Source organism: Arthrobacter sp., from assembly GCF_031179385.1.
Taxonomy (GTDB): Bacteria; Actinomycetota; Actinomycetes; order Actinomycetales; family Micrococcaceae; genus Arthrobacter_D.
This window is the reverse complement of the sequence record NZ_JAPSHV010000049.1, coordinates 1-19792: the sequence shown is the minus strand read 5'-3', so window position 1 is coordinate 19792 and position 19792 is coordinate 1. Positions and strand designations below refer to the sequence as shown.

The following is a 19792-nucleotide window of genomic DNA, read 5'->3' as shown; positions in this document are numbered from 1 at the left end:
GACGTCGTCTCGCTGCACTGCCCCTACGGTCCTGCCACGCATCATCTGATCGGCGCCGAACAACTGGTTTCGATGAAGGATTCGGCATACCTCATCAATACCGCGCGGGGACCGATCGTCGACGAAGCGGCACTCGCGTCCGCGCTGCGTGACGGTCAGATCGCGGGCGCCGGCCTGGACGTGTTTGAGAACGAGCCCAGCGTGCATCCCGGGCTGCTCGAGCTCGAGAACGTAGCCCTCGTGCCGCACCTCGGCTCCGCCACCGTTGAGACCCGCACCGCCATGGCAATGCTCGCCGCAGACAACACCCTTGCTGTGCTCAGCGGCGAAGGACCGCCCGCGCCGATCAACTAGTGGCGGTCGGGCCGGCATCCTTCAGGGTCGGCGTCGACCGACTCTGCGACTTCGATCCTGCGGGACTGTCGGTCGCGGGGGGACCGTGCGATAATAGTTATGTGAGTCAACTAAATTCTGTGCGGTCCGATGCGCGCAAAGAGTCGGGCCTGCTTCTGCTCTTCGTCGGCCTCATGCTGTCCATGCTTCTGGCCGCACTGAACCAGATGATCCTCAGTACGGCGCTTCCCACGATCGTCGGTGAACTCAACGGTGTCGACCAGATGCTGTGGGTCATCACCGCCTACATCCTCGCCGCCACGATCGTCATGCCGATCTACGGCAAGCTCGGCGACCTGGTGGGGCGCAAAAGCCTCCTGCTCCTGGCGATCGCCATCTTCATGGCGGGCTCCGTCGTCGGCGGTCTCGCCCCGAATATGGAGTGGCTGATCGCCGGGCGCGCTGTGCAGGGTCTGGGCGGCGGTGGTTTGATGATCCTCTCCCAGGCCATCATCGCCGACGTCGTTCCCGCCCGGGAGCGCGGCAAGTACATGGGTGCCATGGGCGGAGTGTTCGCGTTCGCCTCAGTCGCGGGACCACTGCTGGGCGGCTGGTTCACCGAAGGTCCGGGCTGGCGCTGGATGTTCTGGATCAACATGCCCCTGGGTGTTCTGGCGATCGTCGTGGTGCTGTTCTTCCTCCACCTGCCTGCGCGTGAACGGGTCCACCCCCATGTCGATGTCGCCGGAATGGTGCTGCTCGCTATCGCGACGACGTCGCTGGTCCTGGTAGGCACCTGGGGTGGTACCCAGTATCCGTGGCTGTCAACGCAGATACTCGGACTCTTTGCGCTCGCCGTTATCACCGGAGCGCTCTTTGTCGCGGTCGAGCGCAGGGCCAAGGAGCCGATCCTCCCGATGAACCTGTTCCGGGAACGCAACTTCGTCCTGACCACTGCGGGGGGACTGCTCATCGGCGTGACCATGTTCGGCGCCATCGGGTACCTGCCGACGTATCTCCAGATGGTCACCGGGGCCAGCGCCACGAACGCCGGACTGCTCATGATCCCGATGATGGGCGCACTGATCCTGACCTCCACGGGTTCTGGAGTCCTCGTCAGCAAGACGGGCCGCTACAAGTGGATGCCGATAGTGGGCTCCGTCGGGGTCTCCGTAGCGCTGCTGCTGCTCTCCACCATCACCCCGACGACGCCCGTGTGGCTGATCTGCGTCTTCATCGCCATCATGGGCGCCGGGCTGGGCTTGAGCATGCAGATTCTGGTGCTGATCGTGCAGAACACCTTCCCGAACCGCGTCGTCGGAACAGCGACGGCGTCCAACAACTACTTCCGGCAGATCGGCGCCACCCTCGGGTCCGCCGTCATCGGCAGCCTCTTCACGGCACGGGTGGGGGAGCTGCTGCTCGAGCGGCTCCCCGCGGGCGGCACGGCGCTGCAGGGCGGCGCCAACTCGTTGACGCCGGAGCTGGTCAATGCACTGCCTGAAGCGTTGCAGCTGCCGATCATCCAGTCCTACAACGATGCGCTCACTCCACTGTTCCTCTACATGGCGCCCCTCGGTGTCATGGCTGCGATCCTCCTGGCGTTCGTCCATGAGAAGGCGCTGTCGACCGTCATCGAGCGGGACACCCGGGTGGAGCGGGAGGCAGGCATAGCGCCGGACCCTGCGCAGACCAACGCCGTGAGCTGAGGATCCACGCCGTTTGCCGCATCGAGTGGGCGCTCATGACCACCCTTTGGGGGAAGTACGGTTGTGGGCGCCCACTCGATGGAGAATGAACCTATGGCCACCCCTTACCTGATCCGCCGGGAGCGATTCATCCCTGCCCCTGCCGCCGCCGTCTTCGAGGTCCTGGCCACCCCGGCCCTGCATAGTGTGATCGACGGTTCCGGAACCGTCTCGGGTGAGCAGCCCAACGGGCCTCAACGCCTTTCCGCCGGTGCGCGCTTCGGGATGGATATGAAGATCGGTGCGCCCTACAAAATCCTGAACACCGTCGTGGAATTCGAGGAGGGCAAGCGCATCGCGTGGCGGCACTTTTCGCGCCATGTGTGGCGTTACACCCTAAAAGAGCACGACGGCGGCACGTTGGTCGCAGAGGAATGGGACGCGCGGGCAGTCTTCGGCAAGCCGATCCTGAAGCTGCTGGGTTTCACGAGGAAGCATCCGGCGGCGATGGAACGGACCCTGGAGAACTTGGAGAAGTACGTGATTGACCAGCACCGTCCTTAGTTGGTCGAGGAGAAGTAGTCAATACCGCAGTCGAGAAACGATTAGAAGATTTTTAAGATAACGATTTAGTAAACGCGTTGCTTTGCTCAGCATGCTTATGTTCTTCTGTAGAAGAACCGCCCCATGTCTCCGACTCGAGGTGAAAGTATGCAAGAAGTCGCGCCCGCGCGGGAGGCCAAGCCCCGCATCAGCCCCTCAGCCAAGCGGCCGTCCGGCAGTCTGAAGGCCGCCATGCAGGAGAGCATCGCCCTGGAGCACCTCCACATAGCCGAGGGGATAGCACGGGGCTATTCCCCCTTCTCCAACGACGCCGCGGATGTCCGCCAGGTCGCATACGTAGGACTGATGAAGGCCGCGCGCCGCTTCGACCCGGAGCTTGGCATCGAGTTCGCCGCGTACGCCGTCCCCACCATTCGAGGCGAAGTGAAGCGCTACCTGCGGGACTGCTGTTGGATGATACGGCCGCCGCGCGAGCTCCAGGACCTGAAGTCGGCGGCCGTCAAGGCGGGTTCCGAACTGGCTCAGCGACTCGGTCGGGAGCCCTCCCTCGACGAGCTCTCCGAACACCTCCAGAAGGATTCGGCAACGGTCGCGGAAGCTTTGAACTGCGGCGGAAGCCAGCGGCCCGAATCGCTCGATACAACGACGGAGGGCCCGGGTTGGGCCGAGGTCCTGACAGCCGGCGACGACCAGTACGCCCGGAGCGATGAAGTGCTCGCCCTGCGCGCCGCAGTGCGTGAGCTGTCAGAACGCGAGCGGGAACTGCTGTATCGGCGCTACTTCCACGAGGAGACCCAGGACCGCATCGCCCGACGGCTCGGCATGACCCAGATGCAGGTTTCGCGGCTCCTCGCGCGGACACTCGTGAAACTCCAGAAACGCTTACTGGGCGCCGAAACAATCGGCCTGGCAGCAACGGGTGCGGCAGCGCGCATCGCCTGAAGGTGTCAGCGCGAGATACCCAGTTCCGCAGCCGCGCGCAGCACATCCTCGGGCGTTACTGCGAGAATCGCTGGATCCGGTTCACTGGCGAAGGTTTCGCCACGGCGTACCGATTCGTCCGTCAGCACAAGATGCGGTCCGGGCGGCGGCCCCCATTCCGCCACGGGGGCCGGCCCGAACAGCACCACTGACGGCCGGGAGTATGCCGAGGCCAGATGGGCGGCGCCGGTATCAGCCGAGATGACCAGCGACGCCGAAGAGATCAGGGCCGCGAACTCCAGCAACCCAAGGTGTCCCGCCACGACATGGGTCTCATCGAGCCCGGCGGCCTGGGCAACTGCTTCCGCACGGGGACGCTCGCCGGTGCTGCCGGTAAGCAGCACCTGCTGGCCGGCGTCGGAAAGCGCCCGGGCGACTTCGGCGAACCGCTTCACCGGCCAGAGCCTGCTTCCGTAGGCGGCGCCCACGTGAATAACGACGGCGCCGGGCGCGGGGCTTTGAACCGGCGGCGGCAGCAGGTGGTAGTCCAACGGATCGGCGTCGATGCCGTGGGATTGGACGAGGTGCGCCCAGCGGTACCTCTCGTGGACTCCGTCTTCCCACTCCGGGCCGGACCAGCCCGGCGCATGGTGCCCAATCCGCCGGGAGGCATCCAAAGCTTCAAGCCGCCCGCGGCTCTCGGGCCCGTTGCCGTGCAGGTTCACGGCAACGTCCACCCTGCCCGGACGAAGGGCAAGCGGTACATCGAGCCCGTGAGTGGGCAGCAAGTCGTCCACCGCGCCGGTCAGCTGCACGATCGGTTCGAGCCAGGACTGCGCTGCGTACAGGATGCGGTGTTCAGGGAAGGCGCGGCGTAGGCCCCTCAGGGCTGGGACCGCGACCAGGAGATCTCCGAGCTTGAGGGCACGCAATGCCAGTACTTCAGGGCGTCCGTCAGGCTCAAGGGCTTCCACGGCAGTGTCAGGCAGCATGAAAGTATCCTGCCAGAAAGGACCGCCGGCGCGGTGCGGCCGTCCACCTCCAACGGGCCTGAGAAGAACTTCTCCGCGGAGAAGTGTTTAGGTTCCCACTTCTCAGGGAACAGTGCCTGTATGAGAAGCGAGCCGAAAGCTGTTCTCCTCGATCGGGACGGCACCATTGTGGTCGACGTGCCGTACAACGGCGACCCGGACCGCGTGGTCGCCATGCCCGGTGCTCTCGAAACGCTGAACACCCTGCGGGCGGACGGAGTGCCGCTGGGTGTGCTCACCAACCAGTCCGGGATCGCGCGCGGACTGATCACCGAGCATCAGGTTGCAGCAGTGAACCAGCGCGTTGACGCCGTGCTGGGTCCCTTCGACGTGTGGGAGATCTGCCCCCACGGGCCCGACGACGGCTGCACCTGCCGGAAACCGGCGCCGGGCATGATTCTGCGCGCCTGCGAGAAGCTGGGGCTGCATCCCTCCGAGGTCGCCTTCATTGGGGACATCGGAGCGGACGTCGAGGCCGCCGCCGCTGCAGGGGCGATGGGCGTACTTGTTCCCACCCCGGTCACCCGCCAGGAGGAGATCGATGCCGCGCCGCTGAAGGCAGACACGCTCGCAGAAGCAGTCGCGTTGCTGCGGGGCGCCGCCTGATGGGCCGGGTCCTGGTGGCGCGCCTGGACAGCGTCGGTGACGTTCTCCTGTGCGGTCCCGCGGTCCGGGCCGTCGCCGCAAGCAATCCTGCCGGCGTCGTCATGTTGTGCGGTCCGCAAGGGGCACCGGGGGCGGAACTGCTTCCCGGGGTGTCGGAGGTCATCGTCTGGAACTCTCCGTGGATCGCGTCGCCGGCACCCGAGGTGACCGCTGGGCACCTGGATACCCTGCGGGATGCCGTGGCGGACGCCGGTATCACGGAAGCCGTTATCCTCACTTCCTTCCACCAGTCCCCGCTGCCCTTGGCGCTGGTACTGCGGCTGGCCGGCGTCGGGCGCATCACCGGTGCATCGGTGGACTACGCCGGGAGTCTCCTCGACGTACGGCTCAAACCCGGTGAGGACTTCCCGGAGGATCAGCCGGAGCCGGAGCGCGCACTGCAGATTGCCGCCGCCGGAGGTTACCGCCTGCCGGACGACGACGACGGACGGCTTCGCGTGCACGGCATCCCCGACGTGACGCACCTGGTGGGCGAAGGTCCCTACATCGTCCTGCACCCGGGCGCAGCTGTCCCCGCCCGCGCCTGGCCGGCTTTGCATCACGCCGCGCTCGCGGAACTGCTGACCGGTGCCGGCTACCGCGTGGTGGTGACCGGCGGAAACGGCGAGCCGGAACTGACAGCCACGGTCGCCGGCCCTGACGGCATCGACCTCGGCGGCCAGACCGATCTGCGCACGATGGCCGGGGTGCTGGCGGGGGCGGACGCCGTCGTCGTCGGCAATACCGGTCCGGCGCACCTCGCTGCTGCGGTGGGCACGCCCGTCGTCAGTCTGTTCTCACCGGTGGTGCCGGCCGTCCGGTGGGCACCATACCGCGTGCCGGTTGAGTTGCTCGGGGATCAGAACGCGCCCTGCAAGCTCACCCGGGCCCGCGACTGTCCGGTGGCCGGTCACCCCTGTCTCGCAGATGTCAGCCCGGAAGATGCCTACGCCGCTGTGCTGCGGCTGATCTCCGGAATCCCGTCCCTGGCCAGCAGAAGAGAAACGAGGAACGCATGAGGATACTGCTCTGGCACGTGCACGGCGGATGGACCGATGCGTTTGTCCGTGGTGCGCACGAGTACCTGCTGCCCACCACGCCTGAAGGGGGTCCGTGGGGCCTCGGCCGTGCCGGCCGGGACTGGCCGGCTTCGGTGCGCGAGGTGCCGCCGGCGCAGCTGCGCGAGGAGAATCCCGACGTCGTCGTCCTGCAGCGGCTGGAGGAACTGGAGGAGGTTGAGCGTTTGCTGGGACGCCGCCCCGGGCGCGATATTCCCGCAGTCTTCCTTGAACACAACACCCCCAAGGGCGACATCCCGACGACGCTGCATCCCCTCGCCGGGCAGAGCGAGATCCCGATCGTCCACGTCACCCACTTCAACCGGCTCTTCTGGGACAACGGCATGGCGCCCACGGCCGTGGTCGAGCACGGCATCGTGGACCCCGGTCCGCTCTACACCGGGGAGCTGCCGCATGCCGCCGTCGTCGTGAATGAGCCGGTGCGGCGCGGACGGGTCACCGGCACCGACCTGCTTCCGCTGTTCAGCCGGGAAGCTCATCTCGATGTCTTCGGCATGGGAACCGCCGAGCTGCCGAACGCGCTCGGTCTGGGTGCGGAGCAGCTGACGGTCTGCGGTGACCTGCCGACCCCGAAGCTCCACGCGGAACTCGCCCGCCGCCGGCTCTATGTCCACCCGCTGCGCTGGACGTCACTTGGCCTTGCGCTGCTGGAATCGATGCACCTCGGAATGCCGGTGGTCGCCCTGGCGACGACCGAGGCGGCCCGCGCGGTGCCGCCGGAAGCGGGTGCCATTTCGACCAACACCGATGAACTGCGCGCCGCAGTACGCCTGCTCATCGATGACCCTGCAGAAGCACAATCACGTGGCCAGGTGGCGCGGCAGGTGGCGCTGGAGCGCTATGGCCTGCAGGCGTTCCTGGAAGCGTGGGACGAAGTCCTGGGGGATACCACTGAGCGTTCGCGCGTCCTGGCAGTTTCGGAAAGGAGACCACAATGAGGATTTCCATGGTGTCCGAGCACGCGAGTCCACTCGCTGCGCTCGGCGGGGTGGACGCCGGGGGCCAGAATGTGCACGTCGCTGCGCTGTCACTGGCGCTCGCACGGCGCGGGCACAGCATCACGGTCTACACCCGCAGGGACAGCACGGACCTTCCCGAACGGGTCCAGGCTGCGCCAGGAGTCGAAGTGGTTCACGTCGACGCCGGTCCGCCGACCACCATCCCCAAGGATGACCTCCTGCCGTTCATGGGCCAGCTCGCCGACGGCATCGCTGCTGACTGGGGTTCCTGCCCGCCGGACCTGGTGCACGGGCACTTCTGGATGTCCGGGATCGCGGCACTCGACGCCGCCCGGAGGGACGACGCCGGTTACGCCGTCCCCGTGGTGCAGACCTTCCACGCGCTGGGAACAGTCAAGCGGCGGCACCAGGGCAAGGAGGACACGAGTCCGCTGGAACGTGCCTGGCTGGAACCTTCCGTGGGCCGGCAAGCGGACCGGGTGATCGCAACCTGCTCCGACGAGGTGTTCGAGCTGAAGGCCATGGGCGTGGAGGGCACACGGGTGTCGGTGGCGCCCTGCGGAGTGGACCTGACACTGTTCGGGGCCGAGGGGCCGGCCGCTCCCCGACGGCGCGCACACCGGATCATGACCGTGGGGCGCCTGGTGCCGCGTAAGGGCGTCGACCTGGTGATCCGTGCACTGCGGAGGTTGGCAGACAGCGGGATTGACGACGTCGAACTCGTGATCGCGGGCGGCAGCGGAGACGCCAAGCGCCTCGAAGAAGATCCAGAAGCCCGGCGCCTGATGAATCTTGCCACGGATTTGGGCGTCGCAGACCGCGTTGTGCTTGAGGGGCAGGTGCCCCGTGAGCGGATGCCCGAGCTGCTGCGCAGCGCCGACGCCGTGGTGTGCGCACCCTGGTATGAACCGTTCGGGATAGTCCCGCTCGAGGCGATGGCCTGCGGAGTCCCGGTCATCGCTGCCGCCGTGGGCGGGCTGATCGACACGGTCGTGGACGGCCAGACCGGGCTGCACGTACCCCCGCGCGATGTCGAGGCGCTCGCCGAAGCCATCCGCCAGGTCATCGAGAATCCCGAGGCAGCGAAGGAACTCGGCAGCGCAGGACTGGCCAGGGTGCATGCGCGCTATTCCTGGGACCGCATCGCCGCCGACACCGAGAAGGCGTACCAGCTGACGCTCAACCAGGCCAGTGGGCGGACACCGGCCCGACGCAGGACATCGCGGTTGGCGCCGGCGTCACCCCTTGCCTCCAACTCACATCTGCAGAGCACCGGAAGGAGCGCCCGATGAGCGCCGAATACCTAGCCACTGTCCGGCCCGGGCGGAGGCAACCGCTGATCGCCGTTCCGCCGCATCCTGAGCCGGCGCCGCTCAGCGCTCCCGGATCCGGTGCTTACGACGCCGTCATGGGTCACCTTCAGCACGTGCTGCCGGCGGTAGAATCCCTGATGGCCTCTGCCGCCCATCTTGCAGACTGGGGGGTCGATCTCGCCGGACGCCTCATGGCCGGCCAGCGCCTGCTCGCCGCAGGCAACGGGGGGTCAGCGGCCGAAGCCCAACACCTGACGGCGGAGCTGGTGGGCAGGTTCGACGGCGAGAGAGAGGCGTTCTCCGCCATCTCCCTGCACGCTGAGTCCTCCTCGGTGACAGCAATCGCGAATGACTACGGCTACGACAACGTCTTCGCCCGCCAGGTGCAGGGCCACGGCCGCGAGGGAGACGTACTGCTGCTCCTCAGCACGAGCGGCAAGAGCCCCAACCTCCTGCGCGCGGCTGAAGCGGCCCGGAAGATCGGAATCACGAGCTGGGCGCTCACCGGCCCTGGCCCCAACCCGTTGACCGCGGCCTGCGATGACCATGTGGCCGTGGATGCCCGGTCGGCCAATGCGCAGGAGGGGCACCTCATCGCGCTGCACGCCATCTGCAGGGCGTTCGATGCAGAAGTGGCGCGCTGCCGGACTATGGAGGCGGGATCATGAGGATCGTCGTGGTGGGAGATGTCCTCCTCGATGTGGATTTGTCCGGAGACGCCGGCCGGTTGAGCCCGGACGCTCCGGTGCCCGTGGTGGATGTGGCTGCCGTCAGGCGGCGTGCCGGCGGCGCCGGCCTGACCGCGCGGATGCTCCAGCAGGATGCGCAGGACAACAGGTCCGGTGTCAGTCTCGAGCTCGTCACGGTGCTCTCCGACGACGACGCCGCCTCCGCCCTCCGCGCGGAACTCGCCGGCATCCGGCTCGTCACTGGCCCGTCCGGTGCACCTACCCCGGTGAAGACGCGGGTGCGCGCGGGGAACCACGCCGTCGTGCGTTTCGATGAAGGCTGCGGCGCCGCACCGGTGCCGTCCGTCACCGAGGAGATGCTGCAGGCAGTGGAAGGGGCCGACGTCGTACTGGTTTCCGACTACGGGCGCGGGCTTGCAGCGAACGAACAGCTGCGGGAAGTGCTGGAGCGGGTCGCGGGACGTGTCCCGGTTGTTTGGGACCCGCATCCGTCGGGGCCGGAACCGGTGCCCGGAGTTGCCGCCGTTACCCCGAACTTCAGTGAAGCACTGAAGGCATCGGGTACAACGCAGGGGAGCGCCTCCGACGTCATTCGCGCTGCTGCTGACGCTGCAGCAGCGCTGGAACGGACGTGGAAGAGCAAGGCCGTCGTCGTGACGCTGGGGGAGCGGGGTGCGCTGATCCACCATCAGGGAACAAGCGCGGAACTGCCGCATCTGGTGCCGGCGCCCGCGATTGGTGCCAATGATCCGTGTGGAGCCGGTGACAGGTTCTGCTCCGCCCTCGCGCTTGCACTCGGCGGCGGGACGACGCTCGGCGAGGCTGTCGAGACCGCGGTCCAGCGGGCGGCGGAGTTCCTCGGCCGGGGCGGTGTGTCAGCGCTCGGGGAGGACCCTGAACCGACACAGCTGCACGGACCGGCGGTCGACGCGCTCCGGGTTGCCCGTGAAACCCGCGAGGCGGGCGGCACCGTCGTGGCCACCGGCGGATGCTTCGATCTGCTGCACGCCGGCCACGCCCGAACCCTGTCCGCGGCGCGAAGGCTCGGAGACTGCCTGATCGTCTGCCTCAACTCGGATGAGTCGGTCCGCAGGCTCAAGGGCCCGCAGCGCCCGATCATGGGCGAGGACGACCGCGCGGAACTCCTCTCCGCGCTCGAGTGCGTCGATGCCGTATTCGTCTTTGGAGAGGACACACCCGAGGAGGCCCTGGCTGCCCTGCGTCCCGACATCTGGGTCAAGGGCGGCGACTACTCCGCAACCGAGCTTCCAGAGTCCGCACTCCTGCGATCGTGGGGCGGGCAGACCGTGACCGTCCCCTACATCCCAGCCCGTTCAACCACCTCCCTGGCCGCGGCGCTCGCCGAGGTCGGGTAACCAGCAAGAGACACCGAGAGGATCACATGTCTGTTTCTACTGACAACAGCACCTTCAACCCCGGCCGCGTACTGGTCACAGGCGGCGCGTCCGGACTGGGGGCAGCGGTCGTGGCCCGCGTGCTCGACGCCGGCGGCACCCCTGTGGTGCTCGACCGGGACATCAGCGGGGCGTCGGGCGTGAAAGCCCTGGAAGTCGACGTCGCGGACCGGGAGGCTGTGACACAAGCCGTACAACAGGCGGCCGAAACGCTGGGCGGGCTCGACGCCGTCGTGACTGCAGCCGGCATCGACCGCTGCGGCCGGCTCGAAGACGTAGCGGCAGCTGAGTGGGAGAAGGTTCTGGCCGTCAACCTCACCGGCACCGTTTCCACCGTGCGCGCCGCGCTGCCGTATCTGAAGACGAGCCATGGCCGGGTGATTACCATCGCCTCGACCCTGGGCATCCGGGCAGTCGCCGACGCCACCGCGTACTGCGCCTCCAAGTTCGGCGTCGTGGGCTTCAGTCATGCGCTGGCAGCCGAGATGGCCGGTGAAGTGGGCGTGACCACCATGATTCCCGGCGGCATGGAGACGAAGTTCTTCGATGACCGGGACGAGAAGTACAAGCCCCAGGACAACTCGCGGCTCAATGACCCCAGGCGAGTGGCTGACGCGATCCTTTTCGCGCTGTCACAACCTCGCGGCTGTGAGATCCGGCAGATGCTTATCTGCCACGAAGAAGAGGGGTCGTGGCCGTAAGGTCCCGAACGTCGTCGTACACCGCATCGGGCTGGATCTGCTGAACGTGTGAATCATCGTGTTCGCACCGTTCAGCGGTCCAGCCCACTTGCGTTACGTCCACGCCACATTCGACACACTGAGTGGTCCACGCCAGGTGCACGCGGTGCAGCATGCGGCCCAGGGCACCCGCGTTGATGACGTTGCCCACCCAGTAGATACCCACTGTGGGGGTGCCGACCGCCTGCGCCAGGTGGCGGGGTCCGCTGTCATTACCGACGACGACGGTCGCCACCGACAGCACTCCCGTCAGCTCGCTGAGCGACAGCCGGCCGGCGAGAGAGCGGATGCGCGCCCCCTCTGATGCTGCTTCCGCCTGCGCCATCCGGACGATTTCCGCGGCCAGCGGTGCGTCGCCGTCGTCCCCGACCAGCACCACGTCGCTGCCGTCCCGTGCCGCCCGCGCCGCGACCACAGCAAACGACGACGCCGGCCAGCGCCTGCGGGGATCCGTTGCGCCGGGATGGATCACCAGGAGAGGGCGTGTTCCCGCGCCGGTGAGGTGAAGCCCGGCCGCCGTCTCCTCCGGGGTGACGATCAACCGGGGTTCGAGCGACACCGGTGCAGCGCCGGCAAGGCCCACCACCTCAAGCGAACGCAGGAATTCATTTTGGTAGTAGATGTAGGGAAGGGTGCGTTCCAACGCCACCGCATCCGGGGTCCTCGTGCCGACAGTGTGTCTCGCCCCGAGTTTCAGGAGGAAGGGGTTGGAATTGCGCCCGCCGCCGTGGATCTGCACTGCAAGATCAAAGTGCCGGGACCGCATGTCAGCGAAGAAGTTTGCCGTCGCCGTTCCGTCCTCCGGGCCCGGGCGCACTCCGGAGGCGAACGGCAGCACTTCCACTTCCGCCACCGGCCCGGGCCGGTGGCGGAGGAGTTCGGCGTGCAACGGGAGTCCCAGCAGGGTGATGGACGCGTCGGGATACGCCGCTGCTAGTGCGCTCAGCGCCGGGTAGGCGAAGAGCAGATCGCCGAGACCGCCACCGCGGAGGACCGCAATGCGCTCGACGTCCTGGAACCTGTCCAGGACCGGGCCAATGCCCGTTCCCATCGCGGCGGACTGCAGGTTGGCTGCCGGGCTGTTGGACATCGTCACCTCGGTCTCGCTCGTAGTTATTCGGTGTCTTCGCCGTCGGTCAAATCCTTGATCAGCGCAGTGGAGGCGCAGTCGCGGATGCCGTTAATTCCGGAGACGGCGGTGGGCTTGTCGTCGTACGACTCGCTGGTCATCAGGGTGGCGCCGTCGTCGCCGGTCAGCCGGAAGCGGTAGCGCTTGTCGTCGTCGAAATAGAGCTCGAATTTGCCCGCCATGTCAGGACTCCTTCGTCACGGTTGTCTGGATTTGTACTCATCGTAGATTATCAGCGTGCTTATAAAATCGCGTGCCCTAATCGTCGACAAGACGAAGATAGTAAGCATACTGTTTATTGATAAGGGTGGAACCGCCCGAAGGTGTGAGCAGAAAGGGACTGATCATGGCGAAGCACAAATTGTGGGCAATGGCAGCTGCTGCGGGCATCAGCGCCGTGCTGCTGACCGGGTGTGACGATCCAGGTGGCGGAGAGTCACCTGATGAAGTTGAACAGTTCGACGACAACAACGGCATCGACACCGATCTGGAGGACAACTCCCGAGGTGAAGACGAGCTCGAGGACGACACGAGCGGAGAAGAAGGACCAACCGACGTAGCGACCGAACCATCGGAGTGATATCTCATGGCACAGAATGAATCACCACGACACGACGACCTTCCCCTAGCGGACTATGACCACCTTCCGCTGGGAACCTTGCCGACCCGCATCAACGGCCTTGATGAAACCGGAGTGGGACAGCTTTTGGCCTATGAACGGGCGCACGGCGACCGGCTCCCTGTTGTGCAGGTTCTCGAGCAGAGGCTGGAGGCGCTACGCAATGGTGCCGAACCCAGCGGATCCACCAATCCAGCGACACCGGAGAAATCCCAGAGCCAGGGCGGATCACCGGTAAGTCCGGCAACGTCAGGTCCACCCGTGAACCCGCCATCGCAGGGTGATCCCACCAACCCGGCCCAGCCCCGCTGAACAAGAAGGGAGATCCTGCCATGGCACAACAACCGGGAAATCAGACCCCCAACACACCGGACGTCAACGAAAGTGACCTCCGGGAGATGAAGGTCGATGAATTGCGTGAGGAAGCAAAGGCCGCTGGCGTCGATGCTGTCTCTGGGTTGAAGAAAGAGGAGCTTGTCGAGGCCATCGTGGAGGCACGCAGCGGCGACGGCTCCGGCGGTGCTGACTCCGATGCCGATTCTGACGGTGACCTCGGCGCAGGGCCTGACGGTGGGAAGATACGCCGCGGGCCTGAGTCGTCGAAATCGTTGAAGTACTCCCAGGAAGTGACTTCGCCCGACGAAGAGCCCGAGCGGGAGGGGCGAAGCCTCGTCACCACCCATCACGAGGTGATCAAGGAGTGGGCAGAGGAACGCGGAGGGGTACCCGCGACTGTCGACGGCACCGAACACGGTGACCACCTTGGTGTTCTCCGGTTCGACTTCGGCGGAGATGACGACAACCTTCGCCATGTCAGCTGGGAAGAGTGGTTCAAGACGTTTGACGAGCGCCAGCTGAACTTCATCTACCAGGAGAACCGAAGCGACGGGAACCAGTCGACGTTCTTCCGGCTCGAGAATCCGGGGAGGGAGGACGCATGACCGCCGACGCCAACCAGGAACCGCTGAGCATAGACCCTGAGGCTCAGGAGGAACTGGTCGAGGAAATTGCCGAGGACGTTCGGTCCGAGATACGGCTCGGCCATGTGGAGGATGATGTCACGCACGTCCTCGAGGAGCGACTCGACGAAGCCGGAGTGCACCTGCGCCCGGAGAAGGTCGACGATCTTGCTGAAGACATTGAGAATGACGTCTCCACGTAGGTCCTGCGACCGGCTTGGCATGGGAGGGCACGGCACATGAAGCTGGAAGACCATTACGACGTCGTCGTCATCGGCGGCGGCGCAGCCGGCCTGAGTGCCGCCCTCCTTCTGGGGCGGGCACGGCGGCGCGTCGCCGTCGTCGACGCCGGGGAACCGCGCAACATTCGTGCGGGCCACATCCACGGGTACCTCACGCGTGACGGAATCCCGCCGGCGAAGTTCCTGGAGCTGGCACGCGAAGAAGTCCAGAGTTACGGCGTAGAAATTATTAGTGCCACCGCAGAGGAAGTTCATCCGGATCGCCGGGTCTGTCTGGAGGGCGGACGTACTCTCACCGCCAGGCAGGTGATTCTGGCAACGGGCTTGCGGGACGTCCTGCCCGATGTAGAGGGGGCAGAAGCACGGTGGGGCAGAGGGTTGTTCCAGTGTCCGTACTGCCATGGATGGGAGCACCAGGACCAGACGCTTGCCGTGCTGGGGACAGGCGAGTGCTCGGTCCAGCAAGCCCTCCTGCTTCGGCAGTTCTCCAGCGATGTCACGCTCTTCACACACGAGATGAGCTCTGTTGATGTCGAAGCGCAAGCATCGCTGGGGTCCCGTGGGGTGCGCGTCGTTGACGGGCGTGTGCAGGCGCTGGTTGCCGGTCCAGAATCCCTGACCGGCGTCCGGTTGGAAAGTGGAGAGCTATATCCGTGCGATGCCCTGTTCTATGAACCGGGAGCAACGGTCGATACCTCGATCGTGAAGGCGCCGGACTGCCAGACGTTGGAGAACGGCTGTGTCAGCACGGATGAGTTCGGACGCACCAGTGTCGAGGGAGTGTGGGCGGTGGGAAATGCAGCGGATCCGGCGGCCCAGGTGATCGTTGCCGCCGGGGATGCGTACCGCCTGGCAGTGGCGGTCAACGCGGAACTGATCGATGACGACGTTGACGAGGCACGGAAGGTGCCGGCAGGGAGCGCGGGAGATTAGGAAGCCGCTCGCCGGGAGGCGGCACGTCTGCGTCAACCTGACCTTCAGGTGTCCTTCCGTGACCCCGCAAAGGAATTAAGGTTTGAGGGGCTCAGAGTCAAGCTCATGAACGTGCTGTGCGGGTCTGGCACGTAGGTACCGAAGGGTGCGCACTCCTCGAAGCGATGTCGTTGATATAGGCGTCGTGCGGCGGCGAAGTAGTCCTCCGTTCCCGTTTCCAGCGACACGCGCTCATAGCCCTTGGCCGCGGCTTCGGCGATGATCCGGGAGAGAAGGAGATCGGCGACACCACGTCGTCGCGCCGGCGCTGCCGTACGCATCGACTTGATTTCTGCTTCGTGGCGGGAGAGGTGCTTCAGCGCACCGCATCCGAGCAGGAGCCCATGTTCTCTGGCGGTGTAGAACGTGATGCCCGCGGCAGCCAGCGCGGAGTGATCAAGGGCGTGCACACTGTCGGCGGGCGAAGTCGCGTACATGTCGCTCAGATGTTCGGCTAGAAGCAGTTGGACGTCGGCCCGCATTGGACTGTCTGTCTGTACGGAGATCATTTGCAGGTTTCCTCACTCAGTTTCTGCACGAGATCCTAAGATGCCGGTGTTTCGATCATGTGAAGCGACCTCGAAGGGAACGGGCAGCAATTCGTTGGGCACTTGGTCGGGGCCGCATCCGCGAAGTGCGCCGCAGAGGGTTCGGCTCGGGAAACATCTCGGCAAGGGCGAGCGAAATCCAATCTGCAAGCCTGAAACATCACTTCGTCGCCCAAAGCTACTCCGTGGTCCGCTGAGCGGGGACTGCTCTGAACCCGAACGAGTGAGCCGTATGGATCTGCTCCCCGGCCATGGTGCATACGGTAGACGCCCGAGAGCGTCGTGCCTCCTCGGGTGGAGCGCCTCATGCGTCGAACAGGTGCTCGCCGAGTGGCGCATGGCTCTCTCCGCCTATCTCGTCGATTCACGCGGCGCACCCCGCAGAAACCCACGGCAATGGTCATACTACTTTGTGAATCGTTGCATCATTATGTGAATGGTGCTACTTTTGATCAACCGATCAAGGAGGACCGAGTGGGCGCCAGGACTGAACAGCCGAATATCATCGTGATCGTGGCAGACGACCACGGTTATGGAGACCTCTCATGCATGGGCTCCGTTACGGTCAAGAGTCCACGGCTGGACGGTCTTGCGGAGTCCGGGGCACTTCTCACGGGCTTTTATTCGAACTCGCCAGTCTGCTCTCCGTCCCGAGCCTCACTGCTGTCGGGGCGGTACCCGGGCAATGCGGGCGTCCGGTCCATCCTTCAGGGCTACCGCACCACTCCCGGACTGCCCGCTTCAGTGCCCACCCTCGCTAACGCGCTGTCCAGCTGCGGCTATCGCACCGAACTGGTCGGTAAATGGCATCTGGGTCTTACGGCCGAGAGTCGCCCGGAGGCGCACGGGTTCGATCATTCGTTCGGCAACCTTGCAGGCGCAGTGGACTACTTTTCTCATATCCACTACAGCCCCAACAATCGGAAGGTGCCGATGAACGGCACCACCTACGTCGGCACCCCGCTGCATGATCTGTGGGAAGACGGTCAAGAAGTCCACCGCGACGGTGAGTACATGACGGAAGTTTTCGGCGCCAAGGCCGTCGAAGCAGTCAAGCGAACCGAAGGGGACGACCGCCCGTTCTTCCTCTACCTGCCCTTTACGGCGCCGCACTACCCGATGCACGCACCGGAGAAGTACAAAGAACCCTTCCGTCACCTCCCGTGGGGAAAAATGATCATGGCAGCCATGATCGCGGCCATGGACGAAGCAATCGGAAACCTGATCGACGAGCTGGAGCGCCAGCAGATTCGAGACAACACCCTCATCCTTTTCATGTCCGATAACGGACCCTCCCGGGAGATCCGCAACTGGATGGACGGTACACAGATGCCGTACCAAGCCAGTGATGCCGGCCCGTTCAAGGGACACAAGTTCAGCCTGTTTGAGGGCGGCGTGCGGGTCCCCGGCATCGTCAGTTGGCCAGCAGGCATCCGTGCGGGCCAGGTCATCGATCAGCCAATTGCCGCGATAGACATCTTCCCGACCGTCCTGCGCCTGGCTGGCGGCGACCCGGATGAATATGAACTGGATGGAACGGATGTGCTGCCTGTCCTAACCAGCGGCGAAGAGCCGTCCCGGGAGTACCTGTTCTGGGAACAGGGCGTCCAGACTGCAGTGCGCAAGGGACAGTGGAAACTGGTTCTGAACGGTCAGCTGGAGGAGACCCAGCCGCCGCAGGACGAGGTGTTCCTCAGCAATCTGGTCGACGATCCGGGGGAATCCACCAATCTTGCTGAGAGGTACCCCGACATCACGAATGAGCTTCGAGCGGCGGCCGATCAGTGGCGCGCCGGTATCGAGAACCGCTGGCAGACCGAGTGGCTGCCACATATTCCCGATTACGAGACCCACGTCTTCCCGGCCGGCGTCTCTAAATAGGGTTCACCTGAAGGAAATAGGAAGGTACAAGACAATGAAGTCCTCAAAGATCCTCATCGGCGCAGGTGCAAGCGCGCTGCTGCTGGCAGGCTGCTCATCCGTCGGTGGCGGCGGCTCGGCAGGCGGCGGCGGCGAAGGAAGTTCCTACCCGGAACGCCCGATCTCCGTCATCGTGCCGGTGCCCGCCGGCTCCTCGACTGACCTGTCCACCCGCGTGGTAGCTTCCTGTCTCGAGGAAGAGCTCGGCCAGACCGTCGTCGTGGAAAACCGCGAGGGCGGTTCCGGAGCAGTTGGCAATTCGACCTTCGCCCGTGCGGAGGCCGACGGCTACACGCTGGTATCCACCACCGCCGCCAATGCGGTCCTGCCACCAATCCTTGAAGGAGATGTCGGATACGACGTCGATTCATTCAAGCCCGTCGGCATGATCGGACAGGCGCCTGTAGTACTGGTGGTTGGCCCTGACTCCAAGTACCAGAACGCTGAAGACTTTTTTGCAGCAGCAACCAGCGAGCGGTTGCTCGTCGGGATCCCAGGAGCGACCAGCGTGCCAGCAATTTCCCTGAATGCGCTTATCGAACAGGAAGGGCTCTCCGTGGAGCCTGTGGCCTTCGACGGCAACCAGGGCACGGTGCAGGCCCTTCTGAGCGGCGAAGTGGACGCAGCCTATGTGTCCGCAGACGGCGGCGTCACCCTTCCCCGGATCGAATCCGGTGAGATCACCGCGATCGCGACCGCTGTGACCGAGGAAGTGGCACATCTGCCCGAGGTGCCGACCCTGGAATCGCTTGGTTACTCCGATTTGCCGTACGCGGACTCCTTCTGGTTCCTGGCAGCCCAGGCGGATGCGCCTGAAGAGGTCACTGGTGCGCTCGAGGATGCCATGGAAACCTGCATGACCACCCCTGAGATTCAGGAACAGGTGGGCGAGGGCGTGGCACCGGCCGAATTTGTGGACGGCGCTGCAACCATGGAGGCCCTGCGTACCGCGAACGACGACTACGCGGCGGTACTCGAGTGAGTGACGGCGCGGCGATGACCCCGAGCCACGAGGGCCGCTACCCCTTGAACTTCGCGCGCAGCGGCATGGGCGTCCTGCTCCTGGTTGCCGTTGGCGCAACCGTCGCCGCGCCACTCACGCTTGAAATCGGCACCGTGGCCGAACCCCAGCCCGGTTTTTGGGTCTTCTGGGTTTCGCTCGTCACCGCCGTTCTCACCGGCGTCAGTTTCTTGCGCCGGACCATCCTCATGGACGGAGTGGAACCACTCCGCAGGCAGGATGCCCCGGTGCTGGTTGCCGTCCCGTTGCTGGTGCTGCTCGTGCCGATGCTCACCCTGTTCGGGGTCAGCATCACCACGCTGATCGTCACCTTCTACTGGCTCAGGGTAATTGCACATGCTTCATGGAGAATGACGATCCTCGGCTCGATCCTCATCACCGCAGGCGTCTGGATCGTGTTCATCTATCTCCTCGGTGTGCCGTTCACCCCCGGCACGCTCATTCAAATCTAAAGGTTACCGCTGATGGACATATTCTCCGGAGTCATCGAAGGCTTTCAGGTTGCCCTTTCCCCTGAGAACCTGCTCTTCGTTCTGTTGGGTGTAGCTGTTGGAATGATGGTCGGAGTGCTCCCCGGCTTGGGGCCGGCCCCCACGGTCGCCTTGCTGCTGCCGATCACCTTCGGCATGGCCGGCCCCTCCGCCATCATCCTCCTCGCAGGTGTCTACTACGGTGCAATGTACGGTGGCACGATCACATCGGTCCTCCTGCGCATACCGGGCGAAGCCGCATCAGTTGTCAGCACCATGGATGGGCACGCCATGGCCCGGCAGGGCGCAGCCGGCAAAGCGCTCGGCCTGGCGGCGATCGGCTCCTTCGTCGGCGGCCTCGTCGCCACGATTTGCCTCATGCTGTTCTCACCCACCCTGGCAGCATTCGCAATGTCCTTCGGCTCGCCCGAGTACGCCGTGCTGGCCCTCCTTGGTCTTGTGCTCGTGGCTTACACCTCGTCGGGCACGATGCTGAAGTCACTTGTCGCAGTGGGAATCGGTCTTTTGATCGCCG

General features: G+C 65.2%; 24 protein-coding genes. 20 read left to right on the top strand and 4 right to left on the bottom strand.

Annotated elements, in window-relative coordinates; translation table 11 throughout:
* The 4 genes from RIF85_RS08810 to RIF85_RS08795 all read left to right on the top strand — a co-directional run.
* Nucleotides 1-354: NAD(P)-dependent oxidoreductase (locus tag RIF85_RS08810; RefSeq protein ID WP_309071535.1), on the top strand; the 354-nt coding region annotated here is incomplete at its 5' end.
* A 101-nt stretch (nucleotides 355-455) separates the two neighbouring features.
* Nucleotides 456-2042 (top strand): MDR family MFS transporter, encoded by a 1587-nt coding sequence (locus tag RIF85_RS08805; RefSeq protein WP_309071534.1) that lies wholly within the window; start codon nucleotides 456-458, stop codon nucleotides 2040-2042.
* A 93-nt stretch (nucleotides 2043-2135) separates the two neighbouring features.
* On the top strand, nucleotides 2136-2585 hold the full coding sequence (locus tag RIF85_RS08800; RefSeq protein ID WP_309071533.1) for an SRPBCC family protein: 450 nt from the start codon (nucleotides 2136-2138) through the stop codon (nucleotides 2583-2585).
* Nucleotides 2586-2732: 147 nt separating this feature from the next.
* The gene (locus tag RIF85_RS08795; protein WP_309071532.1) at nucleotides 2733-3527 is read left to right on the top strand and encodes a sigma-70 family RNA polymerase sigma factor; all 795 of its coding nucleotides are present in this window, start codon (nucleotides 2733-2735) and stop codon (nucleotides 3525-3527) included.
* Between the two features lie 5 nt (nucleotides 3528-3532).
* Here the strand turns inward: RIF85_RS08795 and RIF85_RS08790 are convergent, their stop codons facing one another.
* Nucleotides 3533-4498 carry a glycosyltransferase family 9 protein gene (locus RIF85_RS08790; protein ID WP_309071531.1) on the bottom strand — a complete coding sequence of 322 codons (966 nt, stop codon included), beginning with the start codon at nucleotides 4496-4498 and terminating at the stop codon, nucleotides 3533-3535.
* A 120-nt stretch (nucleotides 4499-4618) separates the two neighbouring features.
* On the opposite strand from RIF85_RS08790, the gene RIF85_RS08785 reads away from it, so the two are divergent.
* The 7 genes from RIF85_RS08785 to RIF85_RS08755 are packed head-to-tail and all read left to right on the top strand — an operon-like array spanning nucleotide 4619 to nucleotide 11338.
* Nucleotides 4619-5143 carry an HAD family hydrolase gene (locus RIF85_RS08785; protein WP_309071530.1) on the top strand — a complete coding sequence of 175 codons (525 nt, stop codon included), beginning with the start codon at nucleotides 4619-4621 and terminating at the stop codon, nucleotides 5141-5143.
* Nucleotides 5143-6201: a glycosyltransferase family 9 protein gene (locus tag RIF85_RS08780; RefSeq protein WP_309071529.1), complete on the top strand. Its 1059-nt coding sequence runs from the start codon at nucleotides 5143-5145 to the stop codon at nucleotides 6199-6201. The genes RIF85_RS08785 and RIF85_RS08780 overlap by 1 nt, the downstream gene beginning before the upstream one ends.
* Nucleotides 6198-7199: a glycosyltransferase gene (locus RIF85_RS08775; protein WP_309071528.1), complete on the top strand. Its 1002-nt coding sequence runs from the start codon at nucleotides 6198-6200 to the stop codon at nucleotides 7197-7199. Before RIF85_RS08780 ends, RIF85_RS08775 begins: the two co-directional genes overlap by 4 nt.
* On the top strand, nucleotides 7196-8512 hold the full coding sequence (locus RIF85_RS08770) for a glycosyltransferase (protein WP_309071527.1): 1317 nt from the start codon (nucleotides 7196-7198) through the stop codon (nucleotides 8510-8512). Before RIF85_RS08775 ends, RIF85_RS08770 begins: the two co-directional genes overlap by 4 nt.
* Entirely contained in the window at nucleotides 8509-9201 is a 693-nt protein-coding gene (locus RIF85_RS08765; RefSeq protein ID WP_375164417.1) for an SIS domain-containing protein, read from the top strand. Before RIF85_RS08770 ends, RIF85_RS08765 begins: the two co-directional genes overlap by 4 nt.
* Nucleotides 9198-10598, top strand: a complete 1401-nt coding sequence (locus RIF85_RS08760; RefSeq protein ID WP_309071526.1) for a PfkB family carbohydrate kinase — start codon at nucleotides 9198-9200, stop codon at nucleotides 10596-10598. Before RIF85_RS08765 ends, RIF85_RS08760 begins: the two co-directional genes overlap by 4 nt.
* Nucleotides 10599-10624: 26 nt before the next feature.
* Nucleotides 10625-11338 (top strand): SDR family oxidoreductase, encoded by a 714-nt coding sequence (locus tag RIF85_RS08755; RefSeq protein WP_309071525.1) that lies wholly within the window; start codon nucleotides 10625-10627, stop codon nucleotides 11336-11338.
* Here the strand turns inward: RIF85_RS08755 and RIF85_RS08750 are convergent.
* Nucleotides 11304-12467 (bottom strand): glycosyltransferase family 9 protein, encoded by a 1164-nt coding sequence (locus RIF85_RS08750; RefSeq protein WP_309071524.1) that lies wholly within the window; start codon nucleotides 12465-12467, stop codon nucleotides 11304-11306. The two genes, RIF85_RS08755 and RIF85_RS08750, sit on opposite strands and share 35 nt — an antisense overlap.
* 23 nt (nucleotides 12468-12490) lie before the next feature.
* Entirely contained in the window at nucleotides 12491-12688 is a 198-nt protein-coding gene (locus tag RIF85_RS08745) for a DUF1508 domain-containing protein (protein ID WP_309071523.1), read from the bottom strand.
* A 164-nt stretch (nucleotides 12689-12852) separates the two neighbouring features.
* Here RIF85_RS08745 and RIF85_RS08740 point away from each other — a divergent pair, with 164 nt between their 5' ends.
* Genes RIF85_RS08740 through RIF85_RS08720 form a run of 5 tightly spaced genes read left to right on the top strand, consistent with a single transcriptional unit; the run spans nucleotide 12853 to nucleotide 15259 of the window.
* A complete protein-coding gene (locus RIF85_RS08740; RefSeq protein ID WP_309071522.1) occupies nucleotides 12853-13086 on the top strand; it encodes a hypothetical protein in 234 nt (77 codons plus the stop codon).
* 6 nt (nucleotides 13087-13092) lie between these two features.
* The gene (locus RIF85_RS08735; protein ID WP_309071521.1) at nucleotides 13093-13437 is read left to right on the top strand and encodes a hypothetical protein; all 345 of its coding nucleotides are present in this window, start codon (nucleotides 13093-13095) and stop codon (nucleotides 13435-13437) included.
* A gap of 20 nt (nucleotides 13438-13457) precedes the next feature.
* A complete protein-coding gene (locus RIF85_RS08730; RefSeq protein ID WP_309071520.1) occupies nucleotides 13458-14066 on the top strand; it encodes a Rho termination factor N-terminal domain-containing protein in 609 nt (202 codons plus the stop codon).
* Nucleotides 14063-14287 (top strand): hypothetical protein, encoded by a 225-nt coding sequence (locus RIF85_RS08725; protein WP_309071519.1) that lies wholly within the window; start codon nucleotides 14063-14065, stop codon nucleotides 14285-14287. Before RIF85_RS08730 ends, RIF85_RS08725 begins: the two co-directional genes overlap by 4 nt.
* Nucleotides 14288-14323: 36 nt before the next feature.
* The gene (locus RIF85_RS08720; RefSeq protein ID WP_309071518.1) at nucleotides 14324-15259 is read left to right on the top strand and encodes an NAD(P)/FAD-dependent oxidoreductase; all 936 of its coding nucleotides are present in this window, start codon (nucleotides 14324-14326) and stop codon (nucleotides 15257-15259) included.
* A 44-nt stretch (nucleotides 15260-15303) separates the two neighbouring features.
* Here the strand turns inward: RIF85_RS08720 and RIF85_RS08715 are convergent, their stop codons facing one another.
* Nucleotides 15304-15807 (bottom strand): GNAT family N-acetyltransferase, encoded by a 504-nt coding sequence (locus RIF85_RS08715; protein WP_309071517.1) that lies wholly within the window; start codon nucleotides 15805-15807, stop codon nucleotides 15304-15306.
* Nucleotides 15808-16320: 513 nt separating this feature from the next.
* Between RIF85_RS08715 and RIF85_RS08710 the strand changes: the two genes are divergently transcribed.
* The 4 genes from RIF85_RS08710 to RIF85_RS08695 all read left to right on the top strand — a co-directional run.
* A complete protein-coding gene (locus tag RIF85_RS08710; protein ID WP_309071516.1) occupies nucleotides 16321-17727 on the top strand; it encodes a sulfatase-like hydrolase/transferase in 1407 nt (468 codons plus the stop codon).
* Between the two features lie 34 nt (nucleotides 17728-17761).
* Nucleotides 17762-18748, top strand: a complete 987-nt coding sequence (locus tag RIF85_RS08705; RefSeq protein ID WP_309071515.1) for a tripartite tricarboxylate transporter substrate binding protein — start codon at nucleotides 17762-17764, stop codon at nucleotides 18746-18748.
* Between the two features lie 14 nt (nucleotides 18749-18762).
* The gene (locus tag RIF85_RS08700; protein ID WP_309071514.1) at nucleotides 18763-19239 is read left to right on the top strand and encodes a tripartite tricarboxylate transporter TctB family protein; all 477 of its coding nucleotides are present in this window, start codon (nucleotides 18763-18765) and stop codon (nucleotides 19237-19239) included.
* A 12-nt stretch (nucleotides 19240-19251) separates the two neighbouring features.
* Nucleotides 19252-19792, top strand: a 541-nt coding sequence (locus RIF85_RS08695) for a tripartite tricarboxylate transporter permease (protein WP_309071513.1), incomplete at its 3' end; no start/stop codon positions are given.

What these genes read in the sequence shown, in the direction of transcription:
- RIF85_RS08770 (WP_309071527.1), top strand. Translation starts at nt 7,196, where the DNA reads ATGAGGATTTCCATGGTGTCCGAGCACGCGAGTCCACTCGCTGCGCTC.
- RIF85_RS08725 (WP_309071519.1), top strand. Translation starts at nt 14,063, where the DNA reads ATGACCGCCGACGCCAACCAGGAACCGCTGAGCATAGACCCTGAGGCT.
- RIF85_RS08740 (WP_309071522.1), top strand. Translation starts at nt 12,853, where the DNA reads ATGGCGAAGCACAAATTGTGGGCAATGGCAGCTGCTGCGGGCATCAGC.
- RIF85_RS08755 (WP_309071525.1), top strand. Translation starts at nt 10,625, where the DNA reads ATGTCTGTTTCTACTGACAACAGCACCTTCAACCCCGGCCGCGTACTG.
- RIF85_RS08780 (WP_309071529.1), top strand. Translation starts at nt 5,143, where the DNA reads ATGGGCCGGGTCCTGGTGGCGCGCCTGGACAGCGTCGGTGACGTTCTC.
- RIF85_RS08760 (WP_309071526.1), top strand. Translation starts at nt 9,198, where the DNA reads ATGAGGATCGTCGTGGTGGGAGATGTCCTCCTCGATGTGGATTTGTCC.
- RIF85_RS08715 (WP_309071517.1), bottom strand. Translation starts at nt 15,807, where the DNA reads ATGATCTCCGTACAGACAGACAGTCCAATGCGGGCCGACGTCCAACTG.
- RIF85_RS08730 (WP_309071520.1), top strand. Translation starts at nt 13,458, where the DNA reads ATGGCACAACAACCGGGAAATCAGACCCCCAACACACCGGACGTCAAC.
- RIF85_RS08750 (WP_309071524.1), bottom strand. Translation starts at nt 12,467, where the DNA reads ATGTCCAACAGCCCGGCAGCCAACCTGCAGTCCGCCGCGATGGGAACG.
- RIF85_RS08745 (WP_309071523.1), bottom strand. Translation starts at nt 12,688, where the DNA reads ATGGCGGGCAAATTCGAGCTCTATTTCGACGACGACAAGCGCTACCGC.
- RIF85_RS08800 (WP_309071533.1), top strand. Translation starts at nt 2,136, where the DNA reads ATGGCCACCCCTTACCTGATCCGCCGGGAGCGATTCATCCCTGCCCCT.
- RIF85_RS08735 (WP_309071521.1), top strand. Translation starts at nt 13,093, where the DNA reads ATGGCACAGAATGAATCACCACGACACGACGACCTTCCCCTAGCGGAC.
- RIF85_RS08795 (WP_309071532.1), top strand. Translation starts at nt 2,733, where the DNA reads ATGCAAGAAGTCGCGCCCGCGCGGGAGGCCAAGCCCCGCATCAGCCCC.
- RIF85_RS08765 (WP_375164417.1), top strand. Translation starts at nt 8,509, where the DNA reads ATGAGCGCCGAATACCTAGCCACTGTCCGGCCCGGGCGGAGGCAACCG.
- RIF85_RS08720 (WP_309071518.1), top strand. Translation starts at nt 14,324, where the DNA reads ATGAAGCTGGAAGACCATTACGACGTCGTCGTCATCGGCGGCGGCGCA.
- RIF85_RS08790 (WP_309071531.1), bottom strand. Translation starts at nt 4,498, where the DNA reads ATGCTGCCTGACACTGCCGTGGAAGCCCTTGAGCCTGACGGACGCCCT.
- RIF85_RS08775 (WP_309071528.1), top strand. Translation starts at nt 6,198, where the DNA reads ATGAGGATACTGCTCTGGCACGTGCACGGCGGATGGACCGATGCGTTT.
- RIF85_RS08705 (WP_309071515.1), top strand. Translation starts at nt 17,762, where the DNA reads ATGAAGTCCTCAAAGATCCTCATCGGCGCAGGTGCAAGCGCGCTGCTG.
- RIF85_RS08700 (WP_309071514.1), top strand. Translation starts at nt 18,763, where the DNA reads ATGACCCCGAGCCACGAGGGCCGCTACCCCTTGAACTTCGCGCGCAGC.
- RIF85_RS08785 (WP_309071530.1), top strand. Translation starts at nt 4,619, where the DNA reads ATGAGAAGCGAGCCGAAAGCTGTTCTCCTCGATCGGGACGGCACCATT.